17 protein-coding genes and 2 pseudogenes are annotated in these 17,020 nt (G+C 73.1%); 15 read left to right on the plus strand and 4 right to left on the minus strand.

Going from position 1 to position 17,020, the window contains the following annotated elements; genetic code table 11:
• The first annotated feature begins 193 nt into the window (after positions 1–193).
• Genes ACLQ27_RS08800 through ACLQ27_RS08825 form a run of 6 tightly spaced genes read left to right on the plus strand, consistent with a single transcriptional unit; the run spans position 194 to position 2,932 of the window.
• The gene (locus ACLQ27_RS08800) at positions 194–616 is read left to right on the plus strand and encodes a YbaB/EbfC family nucleoid-associated protein (protein WP_425866276.1); all 423 of its coding nucleotides are present in this window, start codon (positions 194–196) and stop codon (positions 614–616) included.
• Between the two features lie 4 nt (positions 617–620).
• A complete protein-coding gene (locus ACLQ27_RS08805; RefSeq protein ID WP_234583862.1) occupies positions 621–938 on the plus strand; it encodes a hypothetical protein in 318 nt (105 codons plus the stop codon).
• 8 nt (positions 939–946) lie between these two features.
• Positions 947–1,438, plus strand: a complete 492-nt coding sequence (locus tag ACLQ27_RS08810) for a hypothetical protein (RefSeq protein WP_357494326.1) — start codon at positions 947–949, stop codon at positions 1,436–1,438.
• On the plus strand, positions 1,435–2,004 hold the full coding sequence (locus ACLQ27_RS08815) for an exonuclease (protein ID WP_425866279.1): 570 nt from the start codon (positions 1,435–1,437) through the stop codon (positions 2,002–2,004). Before ACLQ27_RS08810 ends, ACLQ27_RS08815 begins: the two co-directional genes overlap by 4 nt.
• On the plus strand, positions 2,001–2,555 hold the full coding sequence (locus ACLQ27_RS08820) for a nucleotidyltransferase domain-containing protein (RefSeq protein WP_234583866.1): 555 nt from the start codon (positions 2,001–2,003) through the stop codon (positions 2,553–2,555). The genes ACLQ27_RS08815 and ACLQ27_RS08820 overlap by 4 nt, the downstream gene beginning before the upstream one ends.
• Positions 2,556–2,584: 29 nt before the next feature.
• On the plus strand, positions 2,585–2,932 hold the full coding sequence (locus ACLQ27_RS08825; RefSeq protein WP_357574625.1) for a hypothetical protein: 348 nt from the start codon (positions 2,585–2,587) through the stop codon (positions 2,930–2,932).
• Positions 2,933–2,939: 7 nt separating this feature from the next.
• Here the strand turns inward: ACLQ27_RS08825 and ACLQ27_RS08830 are convergent, their stop codons facing one another.
• Together ACLQ27_RS08830 and ACLQ27_RS08835 are read right to left on the minus strand one after the other, a co-directional pair.
• Positions 2,940–3,674, minus strand: a complete 735-nt coding sequence (locus ACLQ27_RS08830; protein ID WP_425866282.1) for a Type 1 glutamine amidotransferase-like domain-containing protein — start codon at positions 3,672–3,674, stop codon at positions 2,940–2,942.
• A gap of 59 nt (positions 3,675–3,733) precedes the next feature.
• The gene (locus ACLQ27_RS08835) at positions 3,734–4,240 is read right to left on the minus strand and encodes a hypothetical protein (protein WP_234583869.1); all 507 of its coding nucleotides are present in this window, start codon (positions 4,238–4,240) and stop codon (positions 3,734–3,736) included.
• Between the two features lie 139 nt (positions 4,241–4,379).
• On the opposite strand from ACLQ27_RS08835, the gene ACLQ27_RS08840 reads away from it, so the two are divergent.
• The 9 genes and pseudogenes from ACLQ27_RS08840 to valS all read left to right on the plus strand — a co-directional run bounded on the left by ACLQ27_RS08840 (position 4,380) and on the right by valS (position 15,524).
• Positions 4,380–4,889, plus strand: a complete 510-nt coding sequence (locus ACLQ27_RS08840) for a SigE family RNA polymerase sigma factor (protein ID WP_357574623.1) — start codon at positions 4,380–4,382, stop codon at positions 4,887–4,889.
• Positions 4,886–5,431 (plus strand): hypothetical protein, encoded by a 546-nt coding sequence (locus tag ACLQ27_RS08845; protein WP_425866284.1) that lies wholly within the window; start codon positions 4,886–4,888, stop codon positions 5,429–5,431. Before ACLQ27_RS08840 ends, ACLQ27_RS08845 begins: the two co-directional genes overlap by 4 nt.
• Positions 5,432–5,656: 225 nt before the next feature.
• On the plus strand, positions 5,657–7,057 hold the full coding sequence (locus ACLQ27_RS08850) for an FAD-binding oxidoreductase (protein ID WP_425866286.1): 1,401 nt from the start codon (positions 5,657–5,659) through the stop codon (positions 7,055–7,057).
• A 78-nt stretch (positions 7,058–7,135) separates the two neighbouring features.
• A pseudogene (locus ACLQ27_RS08855) lies at positions 7,136–8,159 on the plus strand (bifunctional transcriptional activator/DNA repair enzyme AdaA); the annotation flags it as partial.
• 86 nt (positions 8,160–8,245) lie between these two features.
• A pseudogene (locus ACLQ27_RS08860) lies at positions 8,246–8,602 on the plus strand (DNA-3-methyladenine glycosylase family protein); the annotation flags it as partial.
• Positions 8,599–9,108: a methylated-DNA--[protein]-cysteine S-methyltransferase gene (locus tag ACLQ27_RS08865; protein WP_393301481.1), complete on the plus strand. Its 510-nt coding sequence runs from the start codon at positions 8,599–8,601 to the stop codon at positions 9,106–9,108. The pseudogene ACLQ27_RS08860 and the gene ACLQ27_RS08865, both read left to right, overlap by 4 nt.
• A gap of 37 nt (positions 9,109–9,145) precedes the next feature.
• On the plus strand, positions 9,146–11,026 hold the full coding sequence (locus tag ACLQ27_RS08870; RefSeq protein ID WP_425866288.1) for an ABC transporter ATP-binding protein: 1,881 nt from the start codon (positions 9,146–9,148) through the stop codon (positions 11,024–11,026).
• Positions 11,023–12,903 (plus strand): ABC transporter ATP-binding protein, encoded by a 1,881-nt coding sequence (locus ACLQ27_RS08875; protein ID WP_425866290.1) that lies wholly within the window; start codon positions 11,023–11,025, stop codon positions 12,901–12,903. The genes ACLQ27_RS08870 and ACLQ27_RS08875 overlap by 4 nt, the downstream gene beginning before the upstream one ends.
• 56 nt (positions 12,904–12,959) lie before the next feature.
• The gene (valS, locus tag ACLQ27_RS08880; protein WP_425866292.1) at positions 12,960–15,524 is read left to right on the plus strand and encodes a valine--tRNA ligase; all 2,565 of its coding nucleotides are present in this window, start codon (positions 12,960–12,962) and stop codon (positions 15,522–15,524) included.
• A gap of 47 nt (positions 15,525–15,571) precedes the next feature.
• Here valS and ACLQ27_RS08885 read toward each other — a convergent pair whose 3' ends face one another.
• Both ACLQ27_RS08885 and ACLQ27_RS08890 read right to left on the minus strand, forming a co-directional pair.
• The gene (locus ACLQ27_RS08885) at positions 15,572–16,216 is read right to left on the minus strand and encodes a hypothetical protein (RefSeq protein WP_234583879.1); all 645 of its coding nucleotides are present in this window, start codon (positions 16,214–16,216) and stop codon (positions 15,572–15,574) included.
• 93 nt (positions 16,217–16,309) lie between these two features.
• Positions 16,310–17,020: an ABC transporter permease subunit gene (locus ACLQ27_RS08890; RefSeq protein WP_234583880.1), complete on the minus strand. Its 711-nt coding sequence runs from the start codon at positions 17,018–17,020 to the stop codon at positions 16,310–16,312.

Here is a 17,020-nt window from a genome sequence, read left to right on the forward strand (position 1 = left end):
GCGACGTTGGGCAGGCCGACGATGCCGATGGTGAGACTCACGACGGGCCAGCTTACGCCGGTGCCGGAGGTGCCGGTCCAGGCGGCTCCGATTCCACCGGGTCGGACGCTGCGTCCCCTCGCGCATCGGCGGGTCCGGGCGCTGGTGTCCCGTTGCTACCCTCTCGATGTCGGGTGCGGCGTGAGGGGGCGTTGTGGACCAGGTGACCGAATTCGACAGACTGTTCCAGCAGACCCGACAGGCACTGGCGTCGATGCGTTCGACCGGGCAGGCCCCCGACGGCCTGGACGTCGAGCCGGCACGGGGCACCGGGTCTGCGGCGGGCGGTCAGATCGAGGTCGTGGCGGTCGGCCAGCATGTCCAGTCGGTGACCGTGGATCCGCGCGCGCTTCGGATGGGCGCCGAGATGCTGGGCGAGCAGATCACCATGGCGGTCAACGCCGCGCTGGATGACCTGCGCCTCGCGGCCGGCGAGGCCGCGGACGCGCCAGCGGTCGACCCGGTGGCGCTGGGCCAGCAGCTCGACGAGTTGCAGAACGAATCGGTGCGCAGCATGGCGGCGATGACCGATGCGCTCACCGACGCGGTGCGGCGCATCCAGCAGGCAGCGAGGTGATGTCATGCGCGAGGACCTTCAGGTGCACCCGCCCGCGCTGCGACAGGGCGGCGGCCACCTGACGACTGTGGCCGAGCAACTGGCCGCGCAGTGGGAGGCGCTGCGCGCGCGGACGGCCTCGATGGGCGACATCTTCGGGGACGACGACGTGGGCGGCCTGATTGGCATGTCGTACCAGGTGGCCGAGGAGATCGCGGCGGAGTGCCTCGGGTCGGTCGTGGACGGGCTGCGCGGCTTCGGTGCCGGGTTGGGCCTGATGGCCGACCAGTACGACTCGGTTGAGCAGGACAACGACGCCCAGTTCACGACGATGAGCTGGTAGGCGGGTCGATGGGGATCATGCTGCCCGGTGAGCTCGCCGGCCTGTTGAACGAGCTGGGTTACACCTGGCCCAAGTCGGACGAGACAAAGATGTTCGAGCTGGGTCAGATGTGGATGGAGATGGCCGACTCGCTGCACAACGCGGCGGCGGAGGGTACGGCGGCCGCGCAGCGGGTGCTGACCGGCAACCAGGGCGATGCGTTGACCGCGTTCCAGGAGCGCTGGGAGTCCGACGGTTCGGCGATGTCGGTGCTGCGGGACGGCGGCACCGGCGCACAGATGGTGGCGGCGACGCTCTTCGTGTGCGCGCTGATCGTCCTCGCCCTGAAGATCAACGTGATCGTCCAGCTGGTCATCCTGCTGGTGCAGATCATCCAGGCGATCGCGACTGCCGCTCCGACGTTCGGGGCCTCGCTGCTGGAGATCCCCGTCTTCAAGAAGCTCACCGACATCGTCCTGAACATGCTGATCGACCAGGCCATCGGGGTGGTGCTCGGATGACCTCTCCCCTGCCCGAGTTGTACGTCGGCGTCGACGTGGAGGCGGACGGGCCGATCCCCGGGCCGAACAGCATGATCTCGTTGGGGATGGCCGTGGCCGGTCGCCCGGATCTGACCTTCTACACCGAGCTGCGGCCCATCTCCGACGAGTTCGTGCCGGCCGCGCTGGCCGTGTCGGGTCTGGACCGCGACCGTCTGCTCCGCGAGGCGCCCACCGCGTCGGAGGCGATGGCAGCGGCGGCGGCCTGGGTCAACGGGCTGCGCCGGATCGGCCGCCCGGTCTTCCTCGCCGCTCCCGCTGTCTGGGACGGCATGTTCGTGCACTGGTACTTCGTACGCTTCGTCGGTCACAGCCCGTTCGGCGCCACCGGTTCCGGCGTCGACCTGCGCAGCTACTGGATGGGGCTGACCGGCAGCGAGTGGGTCCAGACCCGCAAGGGCAAGATCAAGCACGAGCTGGGTCTGCACGACGTACCGCACACCCACCACGCCGGCGAGGACGCCGCCGAACTGGCGCAGGTCTTCGACGCCGTGCTGCGCCGCCGCCAGTCCGGCGGGCTGGAATGACCGGCCGTCGACGGGACCTGCCGGACGGCGCCACGACGGCCGCCCGGGGCATCGTGGCGCAGGCCGCCCGGAGCATGATGCGACGGGCCGACGACGTGGCGGGCGAGACGGCCCAGGCGGCGACCACCCGGGCCGCCCGGCAGATCCCGCAGGGGTTCACCGAACGGCAGTGGACCCGGTTCGCCCGGGGTGCCCGGCAGACCCAACGGCAGGCCGGGCTGCCCGACGGGGACCTGGTGGCTCACGGCAGCCGGGTGAAGGGCACCGCCCGCCCGGACTCCGACATCGACGTGGCGCTCATCGTCGACGACAAGACCTTCTTCGACCTGGCCGAACGCTCCCTGTCCCGGGCGCCGGACGGGACCCGGCTGCGCAAGACGATGCTGCGCCGGATCAACGAGAACGGTCAGCTCGCCAGCTTCGACCTGGGCACCGATTTCACCCACCTGCGCCGTGAACTCATGGACACGCACGTGCCGCACAAGGTGCAGTTCTCCGTGCTACGCCGGGGCGGCAAGTTCGACAACGGCCCGTTCCTCCCGCTCGATTGAGCGGCTCCGCATCTGGCAAGGTGGCAGACGTGCAGACGACGTTGCAGTTCCTCATCATGGTCGACGGCCCGCTGACGGCGGCGGAGCTGCTCGACCTGATCCGCACCCGGCTGCCCGACGCGGTGCCCTACCGCCGGGACTCGGTGGACGTCCGGGGCAACCTGCTGGAGATCAACCCCAACGAGGACGCCGACCCGCGGCTCGCCGCCACCGACGAGGACGACTACCTCTACTTCCGGTGGCGGGTGGAGCTGACCCCGATGGACCGGACTGTCGACGAGTCGCACCAGATCGCCCTCGCCCGGGAGCTGCTGCGATCGATCGAAGGGCCGCAGGTGCGGGCGACCGTGTGCGCCGCGTTCGAGGATCGGGTCTGACCGGCGCTCAACCGAGCAGGCGGGGCGCGATGACCGTCTCCCGCACAGTGCCGTCCGCGCCGCGGCTCACCTCGTACGCCGAGACGCCCTCGCGGTCGGCTACCGCCTCGACCAGCCGGGTCCCCCGGTAGACCAGGCCGACGCCGTCGTCGGTGCAGTGGCTGGTCGGCAACGTGCCGTCGCCGACCAGCTCGTGCATCAGCGGTCGACGCTGGCCCTCGCTGTCGTAGTGCACGCCGTTGCCGTACGGCAGCCAGCCCAACGCCTCGGTGAACCCGCGCAGGCGGGGTCCGAAGCTGTCGGTGGCGCCGCCCACGTGCCAGCAGATCGAGCCGGCCGAGACGCCGGCCAGCACCACGCCGGCCTGCCAGCACTCGTGCAGGATCTCGTCGAGCCCGTGCACCCGCCAGACCGCGACGAGGTTGGCCACGCTGCCGCCGTCGACCCAGATCACGTCCTGGGCGAGCAGGTGAGCGCGGACGTCGTCGACGTTGGGCATCGGAAAGAGGGCAAGGTGCGACAGTCGGAACCGGGTGGCTGCAAACGCGCCGTAGACGGCGGCCAGCGTGGTGGGCTGGTCGCCGACGGCCTGCCCGAGGTAGCAGATGCGCGGCTGCGGACCGGCCTCGGCCAGCTCCGCCGCCAGCTCGAAGACAGGGCTGGGACGCATGTCGTACGGCCCGCGGCCGCCCCGGAAGAAGCCCATGCTGGTGGCGATGATGGTCGGCTCGCTGGCGGGCATCGGACATCCTTCCGTCGGGGCGGTACCGCCTCATCCTGCCGCAGCCACGGGGCGGCCGGTCACGCCCCCAGGTGTCGGCCGCTGCGCTGGCGGGGCACCTCGACCTCGGGCCAGTCGTCCGCGGGCGGCCGGTCGGCCGGGGGCAGTTGCGCCGCGGCGGCCCGGGGCAGGGTGAACCGGTCGGCGGCGGCCGGGCCGGCCGAGAACGACTCGCGCAGCATCCAACGCACCTCGTCGGCAGTCCAGCCCAACCCGGCCCGCGCGGCGATCTCGCGCACCAACCGCCGACCGACGCGGGTGTCGTCGTCGTAGAAACGCATGCACCAGTGGTGGGTCCACATCCCGAGTGCGCGCACGCCCGCGTCGTCGAGTGAGCCGACCAACCGGCCGCAGGCGGTGTCGGCGAAGGCCTGCTCGGGGTCGGCCGCCCGGTCCCGTTCGATGGCGCCGACGGCGGCCGGCGCGACGGCCCGCATCCGGCGGTAGAAGGACTGCGCCACCGCACGGGGCAGCGGCGGGAACGCGCCAGGTGTCGACGCCGCCGCCCAACCCGCCACGCTCGTCATGTCCCCCATCCCCTTCTTCAGTTGGTGGCCGGACGGTACACGTCACGACCGACACTTCCGGTCGGAAAACACCCAGGATCGTGGATAGCGACGATGGCCCGGGGCGTCTGTATCTGTGACAACGAAACGGGGGTGGTGGGTGGACGAGGACGAACGCGCTCGGCTGGCCGAGTTCGTCGGCAGCCGGACACCGGCGCTGATGCGGGTCGCGTACCTGCTGACCGGGGACCGCAACGCCGCCGAGGACCTGTTCCAGTCGGCGTTGGCGCGGACCATCCCGAAGTGGGAGACCATCCGGCACGCCGACCCCGAGGGGTATCTCCGCGTGGTGATGTACCGCGAGCAGGTCAGCTGGTGGCGGCGACTCCGCCGACGGCGGGAGACACCGCTCCACCCGGCCGACGAGCCGGTCGGCGCGGACCCGAGCGGTGGCTCCGACGTACGGCTGGCGATGCGTGCCGCGCTGCGCCAGCTGCCACCGGCACAGCGGACGGTGGTGGTCCTGCGCTACTACGAGGACCTGCCCGAAGCCCGGGTCGCCGAGCTGCTCGGCTGTTCGGTGGGCACCGTCCGCAGTCGTACGCACCGGGCGGTCCAGCGGCTGCGCGAGCTGCTGCCGGAGGTCGAGTTGCTGGAGGTACGGCGATGACCGATCCCCTCGAGAGCCTCATCCGATCCACCCTCACCGACCTGGCCGAGGAGGCACCGATCGTGCATGACCAGTTGAACCGAGCGGAACGGCGGGTGCGCAACAGACGCCGCGCCACGGTGACGATGGGGGCGGTGGGCACGCTCGCGGCGATCCTGATCGCGGCTCCGATCGCCCTGGCGGCCAGCGGCTCGGACGGGCCTCCGCCGGCCGTGCCGAGCCCAGCGGGCCCGGCAGCCGTACCCGACCCGTCCGGGGCGCCACCCGGCGTGCCGAGCCGGCCCAACCCACCGGCTACGGGACCGTTGCCGGCGACCTCGAACGAGCCGGGACCCCCCGGCGTGCCGGGCAGGCCGGACCAGCCCGCCCCACCGGGTGTCCCGGGCCAGCCGGGCCAGCCGGGCGAGCCGGGCGAGCCGGGCCAGCCGGGCCAGCCGGGGCCGAACACGGGTGGCGCTCCGGGGGTTCCGGCTCCGCCGACCTCCCCGACGATCAAGCCGTCCCCGTCCGGGCCGATCGCGGTGCCCAGCCCCGCGAGGTGATCGGGTCCGGTCCGACCGAGCTGATCTCCACACCTCGGTCGGACCGGCCCGAACGCCCCCGCCGGCGGAGATTCCGGTCACTACGACCGGACACTTGTCACCGCCGGGCGCTGATTGCCCACTTACCAATGGTTGGTGGCCGACCCGAGGTTTGCCAACGCCGACGCCACCGCCCCACTCTTGGGCCATGACCGACCACGACTGCCGCGCGGTCCAGGGCCAGCGATGACCACCGCCATGGCTCGGGTGCCCGACTCCCTGCGGGGGCAGATCGTCACGCCGGGCGACCGCCGGTACGCGCAGCTGCGCTCGACGTACACGACGACAGCCTCGCCGGCCGCCGTCCTGCTGCCCAAGACCACCGCGCAGGTGATCGACGCGATCCGGTACGCGCGGGAGCAGCGACTGCCGATCGCGGTGCGCAGCGGCGGGCACGGCCTGTCCGGAGCCTCCTCCAACAACGGCGGCGTGGTGATCGACCTGTCCATGCTCAACCGGGTGCGCGTGCTCGACGAACGGGCCGGGCTGGTCCGGGTGGAGGCCGGTGCCCGCTGGGCGAACGTCGCGACGGCGCTCGCCCCGTACGGCCTGGTGGTCAGCTCGGGCGACTACGGCGGTGTCGGCGTCGGCGGGTTGGCCACCGGCGGCGGTGTCGGCTGGCTGGTACGCGCCCACGGCCTCACCATCGACCGCGTCCGCGCGGTGGAGGTCGTGCTCGCGGACGGAACGCTGGTACGCGCCGACGCCGAGCACGAACCGGAGCTGTTCTGGCTGGTCCGGGGTGCCGGCGCGGGGGCCGGTGTCGTGGTGGCGTTCGAGATCGAGGCCGCCGAGCAGCGCAACGTCGGCGTGGCGCAGCTGGTCGTCGAGGCGCACCCGGACGGCCGTACCGTGCGCGAGTGGGCGAGCTGTCTGGCGCAGGCCCCTCGGGAGTTGTCCGCCGCCGCCGTGCTGTTCGCCGACGGCCGCTCGACGCTCATGTCCGTCACCGCGGTGGTGGCCGCGGAGAGCCTGCGCCGGGTCCGGCCCGTCGTGGAGCCGCTGCTGGCCATCGGGAAGGTGCTCGAACACCGCAGCGACCTGCTGCCCTACCCGACGCTGGTGCCGACCGCGCACCTGCACCCGAACGTCGGGCAGCAACGGGGTACGACCACCAACGGCCTGTTCACCGAGCTGGACGCGGGCGCGGCGCGAGCGGTCACGCGGGCGACCACCGCTCCGGGCCGGGCGGTCATCCAACTGCGCTCGGTCGGCGGGGCGGTCAACGACGTCGCCGCCGACGCGACGGCCTACCCGCACCGGCACCAGAACACCCTGGTCATCGCCTCGACGTTCCCACCGCAGGGCGGCGCGGCGTTGGACGCCGTCTGGCGGCCCGTCGGCGCGCGGGCCGACGGCGAGTACGTCAACTTCGAGAGCCGACCGGACCCGGCCGCGTTCGCCCGGATCTACCCGGGCGAGACCGGCGCCCGGGTGCGCCGGCTGTGGAAGCGGTACGACCCGGACGGCGTGTTCCGCTCACCCCTGCTCACCGGCCAGGCCACCCGGTCGGGGCAGTCGAACCGGTCCGGCCAACCCACCCGCTCCGGGCAGCGGTCCGGGCAGCCGCACCGCCGCCGCCGCTGAGGGTCCCCGGCCAGCCGCGCACACCCAGGTCCGATTCCCGCCAGCCGAGGGCCCGACCAGCGGGGCACCATGGGTGACGTGGAGATGGACTTCGAGCGGTGCTACCGGGCGGTGGACAGCCGTGACCAGCGATTCGACGGCTGGTTCTACACCGGCGTGACGTCGACCGGGATCTACTGCCGGCCGTCCTGCCCGGCGACCACCCCCAAGCGGCAGAACGTCCGGTTCTTTCCGTCGGCAGCCGCCGCGCAGGGCGCCGGGTTGCGCGCCTGCCGCCGCTGCCGGCCGGACGCCGCACCCGGCTCGCCCCAGTGGGACGTCCGCGCCGACGTGGTCGGTCGGGCGATGCGTCTGATCGCCGACGGGGTGGTCGACCGGGACGGTGTGCCGGGGCTGGCCGCCCGTCTGGGCTACACCGAACGGCACCTGCACCGGATGTTGCGCGCCGAGATGGGTGCCGGGCCGCTCGCGCTGGCCCGGGCCCAGCGGGCGCAGACCGCCCGGATCCTGATCGAGACGACCGGCCTCGGCATGGCCGAGATCGCGTTCGCCGCCGGGTTCGGCAGCGTGCGGCAGTTCAACGACACGGTCCGCGAGGTGTACGCGAGCGCGCCGTCCGAGCTGCGGACGGCCCGTGGTCGGCACCTGGCGGCGGTCGGGGCGGGAACCATCACGCTCCGGCTGGCGTACCGTCCGCCGCTGCACGCCCGGGCGCTGCTGGACTTCCTCGCGGTGCGCGCGCTGCCCGGCGTGGAGGAGGTTCGCGACGGGACGTACCACCGGGGGTTGCGGTTGCCGCACGGCCCCGGCCAGGTGGCGCTGACCCCGGCGGACGGGCACGTGGCGGCGACGCTGCGCCTGGCCGACCTGCGCGACCTCGCGCCGGCGGTGGCCCGCTGCCGACGCCTGCTCGATCTGGACGCGGACCCGGTCGCGGTCGACGCCACGCTCGCGGCGGACCCGGCGCTGGCCCCGGTGGTGGCCGCCGAGCCCGGCATCCGCGTCCCGCGCGCGGTCGACGGTTTCGAGATGGCCGTCCGCGCGATCATCGGCCAGCAGGTCTCGGTCACCTCGGCGAGAACAACCCTCACCCGCCTCCTGGCCGCCCGTGTTGATCATGAAGCTCCCGACGACGCCGTGTCGCGGCAACAACTTCATGATCAACGGACCGACCTGCGGGGTTTCCTCAGCCCCGAGGAGGTTCTGGCACTGCCGGACGGCGCGTTCGGGATGCCTCTTCGGCGGCGGGAGACCATTCGGGGGCTCGCCCTCGCCGTGGCGGACGGGACGGTGGACCTGGCGCCGGGTGGTGACCGGGAGGAGACCGTACGGCGGCTGCTCGCGCTGCCCGGCATCGGCCCGTGGACCGCCAGGTACCTCGCCATGCGCGCCCTCGGCGACCCGGACGTCCTCCTCGACACCGACCTCGCGATCCGCCGCGGCGCAGCAGCGCTCGGCCTGCCCGACACGACCCTCACGGCGCACGCCGAACGGTGGCGCCCCTGGCGTTCCTACGCCACGATCAGACTCTGGAGAGCGGCATGAGCATCGACAGCACCGTGCTGACCACCCCGACCGGCCCGCTGAGCATCCTCGCCGGCGCCGACGGCGAGGTCCTGGCGGCCGGTTTCACCCCGGACCCGGCGGCGCTGCTGCCCCTGATCCACCCGACCCTGCAGGCGCCGCTGCGGCAACGCGCCGACCTCGGACCGGCGACCGTGGCCGTCCGGTCCTACCTGGACGGCGACCTCACCGCCATCGACTCGGTGCCGGTACGGCAGCACACCGGCGGCGAGTTCATGGCGCACGCCTGGCAGGTGCTGCGGGAGGTTCCGCCGGGGACCCCGGTGACCTACACCGGGTACGCGGCGCTGGCCGGCCGGCCACCGGCGGTGCGCGCCGCTGCGGCGGCCTGCGCCCGCAACGCGGCGGCGCTCTTCGTACCCTGCCACCGGGTGCTGCGCACCGACGGCACGCTCGGCGGCTACCGCTGGGGGCTCGACGTGAAGAAGTGGCTTCTCGGTCACGAGCGGCGGGTGACGGCAAGCTGACAGGAGCATCGACACCTATTGACGCTACCGTCGGGTAGTGCCTGTGGAGAGCGACGGCGACCGGGCCGCCCCGGTCGCCGCGGGCCGCCACCCCGTGCACAACCTCTGGCGGCTGCGCCGCTACCTGCGCCCGTACGCCGCCGAATTCGCCTGGCTGCTGGTCGCGGGCCTCGCCGGCACGGCCGCCGGGATCGCCGTACCGCTCGTGGTGCAGCGGGTGGTGGACGGGCCGGTGGCCCGGCACGAGCCCGCCGGCCTGCTCCAGCTCGGTGGCCTGGCGTTGCTGCTCGGCGTGGTCGAGGCGGTGCTCATCTTCATCAGGCGGTGGGTGCAGTCCTCCTCGGCGGTGGGCATGGAGGCGGCGCTGCGCGCCGATGTCTACGCGCACCTGCAACGGCTCCCGGCCAGCTTCCACGACCGCTGGCAGTCCGGCCAACTGCTCTCCCGGATCACCAGCGACCTGTCGGTGATCCGCCGGTTCCTCTCGTTCGGTGTCTTCTTCCTGGTGCTCAACCTGACCACCTACGTGGTGGTGGTGCTGCTGCTGATCCACCTGCACGCGGCGCTCGGGCTGCTGGTCGCCGCCAGCGCGGTGCCACTGCTGCTGATCACCCGTCGTTTCGGCAGGCACTACCACACCGCGTCCCGCCGGATGCAGGACCAGCAGGGCGACGTGGCGACCCTGGTCGAGGAGACCGCGCAGGGTCTGCGCACCATGAAGGCGTACGGCCGGGGGCCCGAGCTGGCGGCCCGCTTCGCCGCCGGGACCCGGACGCTGCACGACACCGGCGTGGGCAAGGGCCGGCTGCTGGCGAACACCGCGGCGCTGCTCGACCTGGTGCCCAACGTGACCCTGGGCGTGGTGCTGGTGGCCGGGGCCGCCGCCGCCGCGCGGGGCGTGCTCACCATCGGCGAGCTGGTGGCGTTCGCCAGCCTCCAGCTGATGCTCATCTGGCCGGTGCAGTCGCTGGGCTGGATCATCGCCAACGGTCAGGAGGCGGCGACCGCCGCGGACCGTATCCAGGAGGTGCTGGACACTCCGCCGCAGATCGTGGACGCTCCGGACGCGCGCACGCTGGCCCGCGACGCCGTCCACGGCCGGCTCCGCTTCGAACGGGTCGACTTCCGCTACCCGGGCGCCACCACAGCCGTACTGCACGGGATCGACCTGACCATCGAGCCGGGCGAGACGGTGGCCCTGGTCGGGGCCACCGGCTGCGGCAAGAGCACGCTGCTCTCCCTGGTGCCCCGGCTGCACGAGGTGACCGGCGGCCGGATCACCCTGGACGGGCACGACCTGCGTGGGCTGCGACTCGCCTCGCTGCGCCGACTGGTCGGGGTGGCGTTCGAGGAGCCCACGCTCTTTTCCATGTCGGTGTGGGAGAACCTCACCCTGGGTCGTCCGGACGCCGACGCCGACGAGGTCCGGGCGGCCCTCGCGCTGGCCCAGGCCGATTTCGCGTACGACCTGCCGTGGGGTCTGGCCACCCGGGTGGGTGAGCAGGGGTTGTCCCTCTCCGGCGGCCAGCGGCAACGGTTGGCGCTGGCGCGGGCGGTCCTCGGCCGACCGGCGCTGCTGGTGCTCGACGACCCCCTGTCCGCCCTCGACGTGCACACCGAGGCGCTGGTGGAGGCGGCGCTACGGCAGGTCCTGCGGGCCAGCACCGCGCTCCTGGTGGTGCACCGGCCGTCGACCATCGCGCTGGCCGACCGCGTCGCCCTGCTCGACGGTGGACGGATAACCGCGATCGGTCGGCACTCGGAACTGCTGGCCGGCGTGCCCGCCTACCGGGCGTTGCTCGCCGCCGAGCCGCCGCCCACGCAGACGGCCGGGGCCACCGGCCCGGAACCGGGGCGTACCGGGCCGGCGGGGCCGGGCGCGTCCACCCCGGACGGTTGGGGGCTGGTGCGCTCGTGAACTCCCCCCAGCAGGTCGACCCGCCTCCCGCCGAGGAGCCGGAGCTGACCCGCTGGCGGGGGACGGCCACCGACCCGGAGGCCGACCGGAGCCGGGCCGAGGAGACCACACCGGAGGCGGTGGCCCGGCTGCGCCGGCACAGCCGGGCCCTGCTGGCCGACCTGCTCCGCCCGCACCGGGGGCGGCTCACCGCGGCGGTCGGCCTGCTGCTGGCGCAGAACGCGGCCGCGATGGCCGGTCCCTACCTGGTCATGGTCGGCATCGACCGGGCCATCGCGCCGCTGCGCGCCGGGAACGCGGCCCCGCTGGCCGCCGTCGCCGGCGCGTTCGCCGCCGCCGCCGTGACCGAGTACGCGGCCCGCCGCGGTTTCCTCACCCTCTCCGCCCGGATCGGCCAGGCGGTCCTCCTCGACCTGCGACAGCGGGTGTTCGGGCACTTCCTGCGACTGTCGGTGGGCTTTCACGAGCGGTACACGTCGGGCCGGATGGTGTCCCGACTCACCAGCGACCTGGACTCGATCGCCGAACTGGTCGACGGCGGGATCGACAGCCTGGTGCTGGCCGCGTTGTCGATCCTGTCGGTGGCCGCCATCCTGCTCTGGCTGGACCTGCCGCTGGCGGCGGTGACGCTGTTCGCGTTCCCGTTCCTCTTCTACCTCTCCCGCTGGTTCGCGCGGGCCTCGGCCGGCGCGTACCGGCGGACCCGGGAGGCCGTGGCCCTGGTCATCGTGCACTTCGTCGAGTCGATGCGGGGCATCCGCGCGGTGCAGACGTTCCGCCGGGAGCCCCGCAACCAGCGGATCTTCGTGGCGCTCGGGGACGACTACCGGCGCACGAGCCTGCACGCGTTCCGGCTGATCGCCACGTACTCGCCGGCGATCAAGCTGATCGGCAACGTCACGGTCGCGGTCGTGCTCTGCTACGGCGGATGGCGGGTGCTCGGCGGTCGGACCGAGGTCGGAGTGCTCGCCGCGTTCCTGCTCTACCTGCGCCGCTTCTTCGAGCCGATGCAGGAGCTGAGCCAGTTCTACAACTCGTTGCAGTCGGCGACGGCGGCGCTGGAGAAGCTGGCCGGGGTGCTCGACGAGCGGCCCGCCGTGGCCGAACCCGCCCGGCCGGTGCCGCTGCCGACCGGCCCCGGTCACGGCGCGCTGACCTTCCGGGGCGTCTCCTTCGGCTACCGCGCCGGCACGCCCATCCTCGCCGGGCTGGACCTGACCGTGCCGGCCGGGCAGACGGTGGCGCTGATCGGGCCGACCGGCGCGGGCAAGTCGACGATCGCCAAGCTGGTCGCCCGGTTCCACGACCCGGACGCCGGCGCGGTACTGCTGGACGGGATCGACCTGCGCGAGGTGGCCGACGCCGACCTGCGCCGCGCGGTCGTGCTGGTGACCCAGGAGAACCACCTCTTCAGCGGCACGGTGGCGGAGAACATCCGGTTCGGCCGTCCGGACGCCGACGACGCCGCCGTGCGGGCCGCCGCCGAGGCGATCGGCGCGCACGACTTCATCGCCGCGCTCCCCGACGGGTACGCCACGCAGGTGCACCGGCGCGGCGGCCGGCTCTCCGCCGGGCAGCGGCAACTTGTCGCGTTCGCCCGGGCGTTCCTGGCCGACCCGACAGTGCTGATCCTCGACGAGGCGACGTCGTCACTTGACGTGCCGACCGAACGGCTCGTGCAGCGGGCGCTCGGCACCATCCTGCGGGACCGGACCGCGCTGGTGATCGCACACCGGCTGTCCACTGTGGAGACCGCCGACCGGGTGCTCGTCATCGACGGCGGGCAGGTCGTCGAGGACGGCCCACCCGCGGTGCTGGTCGCCACCGACGGCCGCTACGCGGCCCTGCACCGGCAGTGGCGCGACTCGCTCGTGTAGAACCGGCGATGCGCAAGTCCGTGGCTCGACACCCTGCTGATGCCTACGATCGGCAGATGACCGATACGGCGAGGACCGCCCGCGCCGGCGTCCCCGAGCGTCCGACCCTGGACGGGCTCGAGGAGAGCTGGGCGCGTCGCTGGCAGGAGGAGGGCACGTACGCGTTCGACAGCTCCCGGGAGCGGAAGGACGTGTACTCCATCGACACCCCGCCGCCGACCGTATCGGGCGAGCTGCACATGGGGCACGTCTTCTCGTACACGCACACCGACACCGTCGCCCGCTACCAGCGGATGCGCGGCAAGGCCGTGTTCTACCCGATGGGCTGGGACGACAACGGCCTGCCCACCGAGCGTCGGGTGCAGAACGTGTACGGGGTGCGCTGCGACCCGGCCCTGGCGTACGACCCGGTGTGGCGGCCCCCGGCCACCCCTGTCGACGAAGCCGCGCGCCGCAACCCCACCCCGATCTCGCGGCGCAACTTCATCGAGCTGTGCGAGCGGCTGACGGTCGCCGACGAGCAGGTCTTCGAGGCCCTCTGGCGGCGGCTCGGGCTCTCGGTGGACTGGTCCCTGACGTACACGACGATCGGTCGGGTGGCCCGCGCCACCAGCCAGCGGGCGTTCGTGCGCAACCTGCGCCGGGGTGAGGCGTACCAGGCGGAGGCGCCGACGCTGTGGGATGTCGGCTACGCCACAGCTGTCGCCCAGGCCGAGTTGGAGGACCGGGAGCGCCCCGGCGCCTACCACCGGCTGCGGTTCACCGGGCCGGGCGGACGCGAGGTGCTCATCGACACCACCCGGCCGGAGCTGTTGCCGGCCTGCGTCGCGCTGGTCTGCCACCCCGACGACGAGCGGTACGCCGACCTGGTGGACGCGACCGTGCGCAGCCCGCTGTTCGGCGTCGAGGTGCCGGTGCGCGCCCACCCGCTCGCCGACCCCGCGAAGGGCACCGGCATCGCCATGGTCTGCACGTTCGGCGACCTCGCCGACGTGACCTGGTGGCGGGATCTCGACCTCGACACGCGGGTGGTCATCGGCCGCAACGGCCGGCTGGTGCCGGAGCCGCCGGCCGGGGTGCCCGCGGCGCCGTACGCGGCGCTGGCCGGGCAGAGCGTCAACGGCGCCCGCCGGGAGATCGTCGCGATGCTCGCCGACGCCGGTGACCTGATCGGCGAGCCGCGTCCGATCACCCACCCGGTGAAGTTCTACGAACGCGGCGACCGGCCACTGGAGATCGTCTCGACCCGCCAGTGGTATCTGCGCAACGGCGGGCGGGACGCCGACCTGCGGGCGACGCTGCTGGCCCGGGGCGCGGAGCTGCACTGGGTGCCGGCGCACATGAAGCACCGCTACGACAACTGGGTGGGCGGCCTGACCGGGGACTGGCTGGTCAGCCGGCAGCGCTTCTTCGGGGTGCCGGTGCCGGTGTGGTACCGGCTCGACGACGCTGGCGAGCCGGACTGGTCCCACCCTCTCACGCCCGACGAGTCCGCGCTGCCAGTCGACCCGTCCAGCGATCCGGCGCCCGGCTACGAGGAGTCGCAGCGCGGCCAGCCGGGTGGTTTCCTCGGTGACCCGGACGTGCTGGACACCTGGGCCACCTCGTCGCTGACCCCGCAGATCGTCGGTGGCTGGGAGACCGACCCGGCCCTGTTCGCGCAGGTCTTTCCGATGGACCTGCGCCCGCAGGGTCAGGAGATCATCCGGACCTGGCTGTTCGACAGCGTGGTCCGCTCGCACTTCGAGCACGGGGTGCTGCCCTGGCGGGACACCGTGCTGTCGGGCTGGATCCTCGACCCGGACCACAAGAAGATGGCCAAGTCCAAGGGCAACGTGGTCACACCGTTGGCGCTGCTGGAACAGCACGGCTCGGACGCGGTGCGCTACTGGGCGGCAAGCGGCAAGCCCGGCATGGACCTGGCCTTCGACCCGGCGCAGATCAAGGTCGGCCGGCGGCTGGCCACCAAGCTGCTCAACGCGTCGAAGTTCGCGCTCGGCCTGGGCGCGGGGGACGCGTTGCGGGCGGTGGCGACCGCCCCGCTGGACCGGGCCATGCTCGCCGAACTGGGCACCGTGGTCAGCGCCGCGAGCACCGCCTTCGACTCGTACGACCACACGGCCGCGTTGCAGGTCACCGAGGCGTTCTTCTGGCGCTTCTGCGACGACTACATCGAGTTGGTCAAGGAGCGGGCGTACGGCACGGGGGCGGCGGCCGACTCGGCGCGGGCCGCGCTGGCCTGCGCGCTGTCGGTGCAGCTCCGGCTGTTCGCGCCGGTGCTGCCGTACGTCACCGACGAGGTCTGGTCGTGGTGGCGGTACGGGTCGGTGCACCGGGCGCCGTGGCCCACCACCCACGAGGTGGCCCGGACGATCGAGGGGACGGGAGATCCGGCGCTACTGCGGCTCGCCGGTGACGCGCTGGGCCAGGTGCGGCGGGCCAAGTCGGAGCGGAAGCTGTCCATGAAGGCGGAGGTGCCGCTGGCCGAGGCGCTGGGCCCGGCGGCGCTGCTGGAGCAGCTCACCCTGGTCGCCGACGACCTACGGGCGGCGGGCCGGATCGGCAAACTCGACCTGCTGCCCGACCGTACCCCGGAACTCGTCATCGCCTGCGCGTTCTGACCGGCGTCCGCCGCCGCCCGCACACACGCGCGGCGGCGGACTGTCGTTCACCAGCCGCGCAGGAAGCGCAGGCCGAGCAGGATGGCCGCCACGGCCGGCCCGACCAGCAGGGTGATCGCCTGGAGCCGGTACGGCATCCGATGCCGGGTCAGCTCGCCCGCGTTACCCAGCACGATCGCCCCGGCCAGCATCAGGAACACGCCCCACCAGCCCGTCTCCAGGTGGACGAGACGGATGTGGATCAGTTGCAGGGTCACACCGAGCAGCGCGCCGGTGAGCGCGAGCAGCCCCACCGCGCGGTGCAGGCCACGGGCCAGCGGGTGGGCGGCCCGCCAGCCGTACGTGCCGGCGACCGCCAGGCAGGGCAGCACCACCAGCAGCGGCCAGCCCTTCCCCATCGCCCCGAACATCAGCAACGCGCCCACCACGAACACCAGCGTGCCGACGCAGGCGATGACGTACCCGGCGAAGGCCCGGCCGCCACCCCGGGCCAGCAACGGCCCGCCGCTGGCCGCGATCAGCGCGGCCGGGATCAGGATGAAGACGGCCCACCAGTGGAACCGGCCGCTGCCCTGGGCGGCCGTCGCGACAGTCGCGCACGCCAGGCCGGCGACCGCCAGGCTGGTGAGCCACGGCCGGCTGCTCCGGGAGTACGGCTCAGCCAACGATGTCCACTCCGCTTCGACGCTCACACCAATTAGCCTGGGCTTCGGCACCCCGTCGGGTCCATCCGGCCAGCCCTACCCGTCGTGGGGGGCTGGCCGGAACCGTACCCCGCACCTACCTCAGCTCGTCTCGCCGGCCACGCTGAACGAGCGCAGGCGGTCGATCGCCAGCACGGTGAAGCCGACACTGACCAGAGCGGTCATCACGGAGGCGACCGGCACCGACACGCTGGTCTCCAGCAGCCCGCTGGGGGCGAGCCGGTCGGCGAGGGCGATCACGTACTGCTGGATGGAGAGCACCTTCGTGCCGCTGACGAAGTTGCCCAGCAGCCCCTCCCAGATGAGCACGTAGACGAGGCCGAGCAGCACCGGACGCCGGGTGACGAGGCTGAGCGCGAGGAACAGCGCCGAGTACGCCAGCGCCCCGAGCGCCGCCGCGAACGCCAGGGCCAGTCCGAGGCGTACCGAATCGGCGAGCACGCCCGCGACGTAGAGCGGCACCGCGACGGTGACCGCGGTGACCCCGGCGGCCACCGCGAGCTTCGGCAGCACGATCTGCCAGCGCGGCAGCGGCTTGGTCAGGATGTGCACGACGGTGCCGTCGTCGATCTCGGCGCCCAGCACGCCCGTGCCGATGATCAGCGCCACCACCGGCAGCACCACTGCCAGCCCGAGACCGACAAGCACCGGCGGCCCCCACTCGCCCGGGTCCACGCCCAGCGACCGGCAGAGGATGGCCAGTCCGAGCAGCACCAACGGCAGCGGGAGCAGCAGCAGGAACCGACGCCGGCCGAACAGCCCGCGCGCGGTGATCCAGGTAACTGTCGACAT

This window comes from Micromonospora sp. DT63, from assembly GCF_049841615.1.
In the GTDB taxonomy this organism is placed as follows: domain Bacteria; phylum Actinomycetota; class Actinomycetes; order Mycobacteriales; family Micromonosporaceae; genus Micromonospora.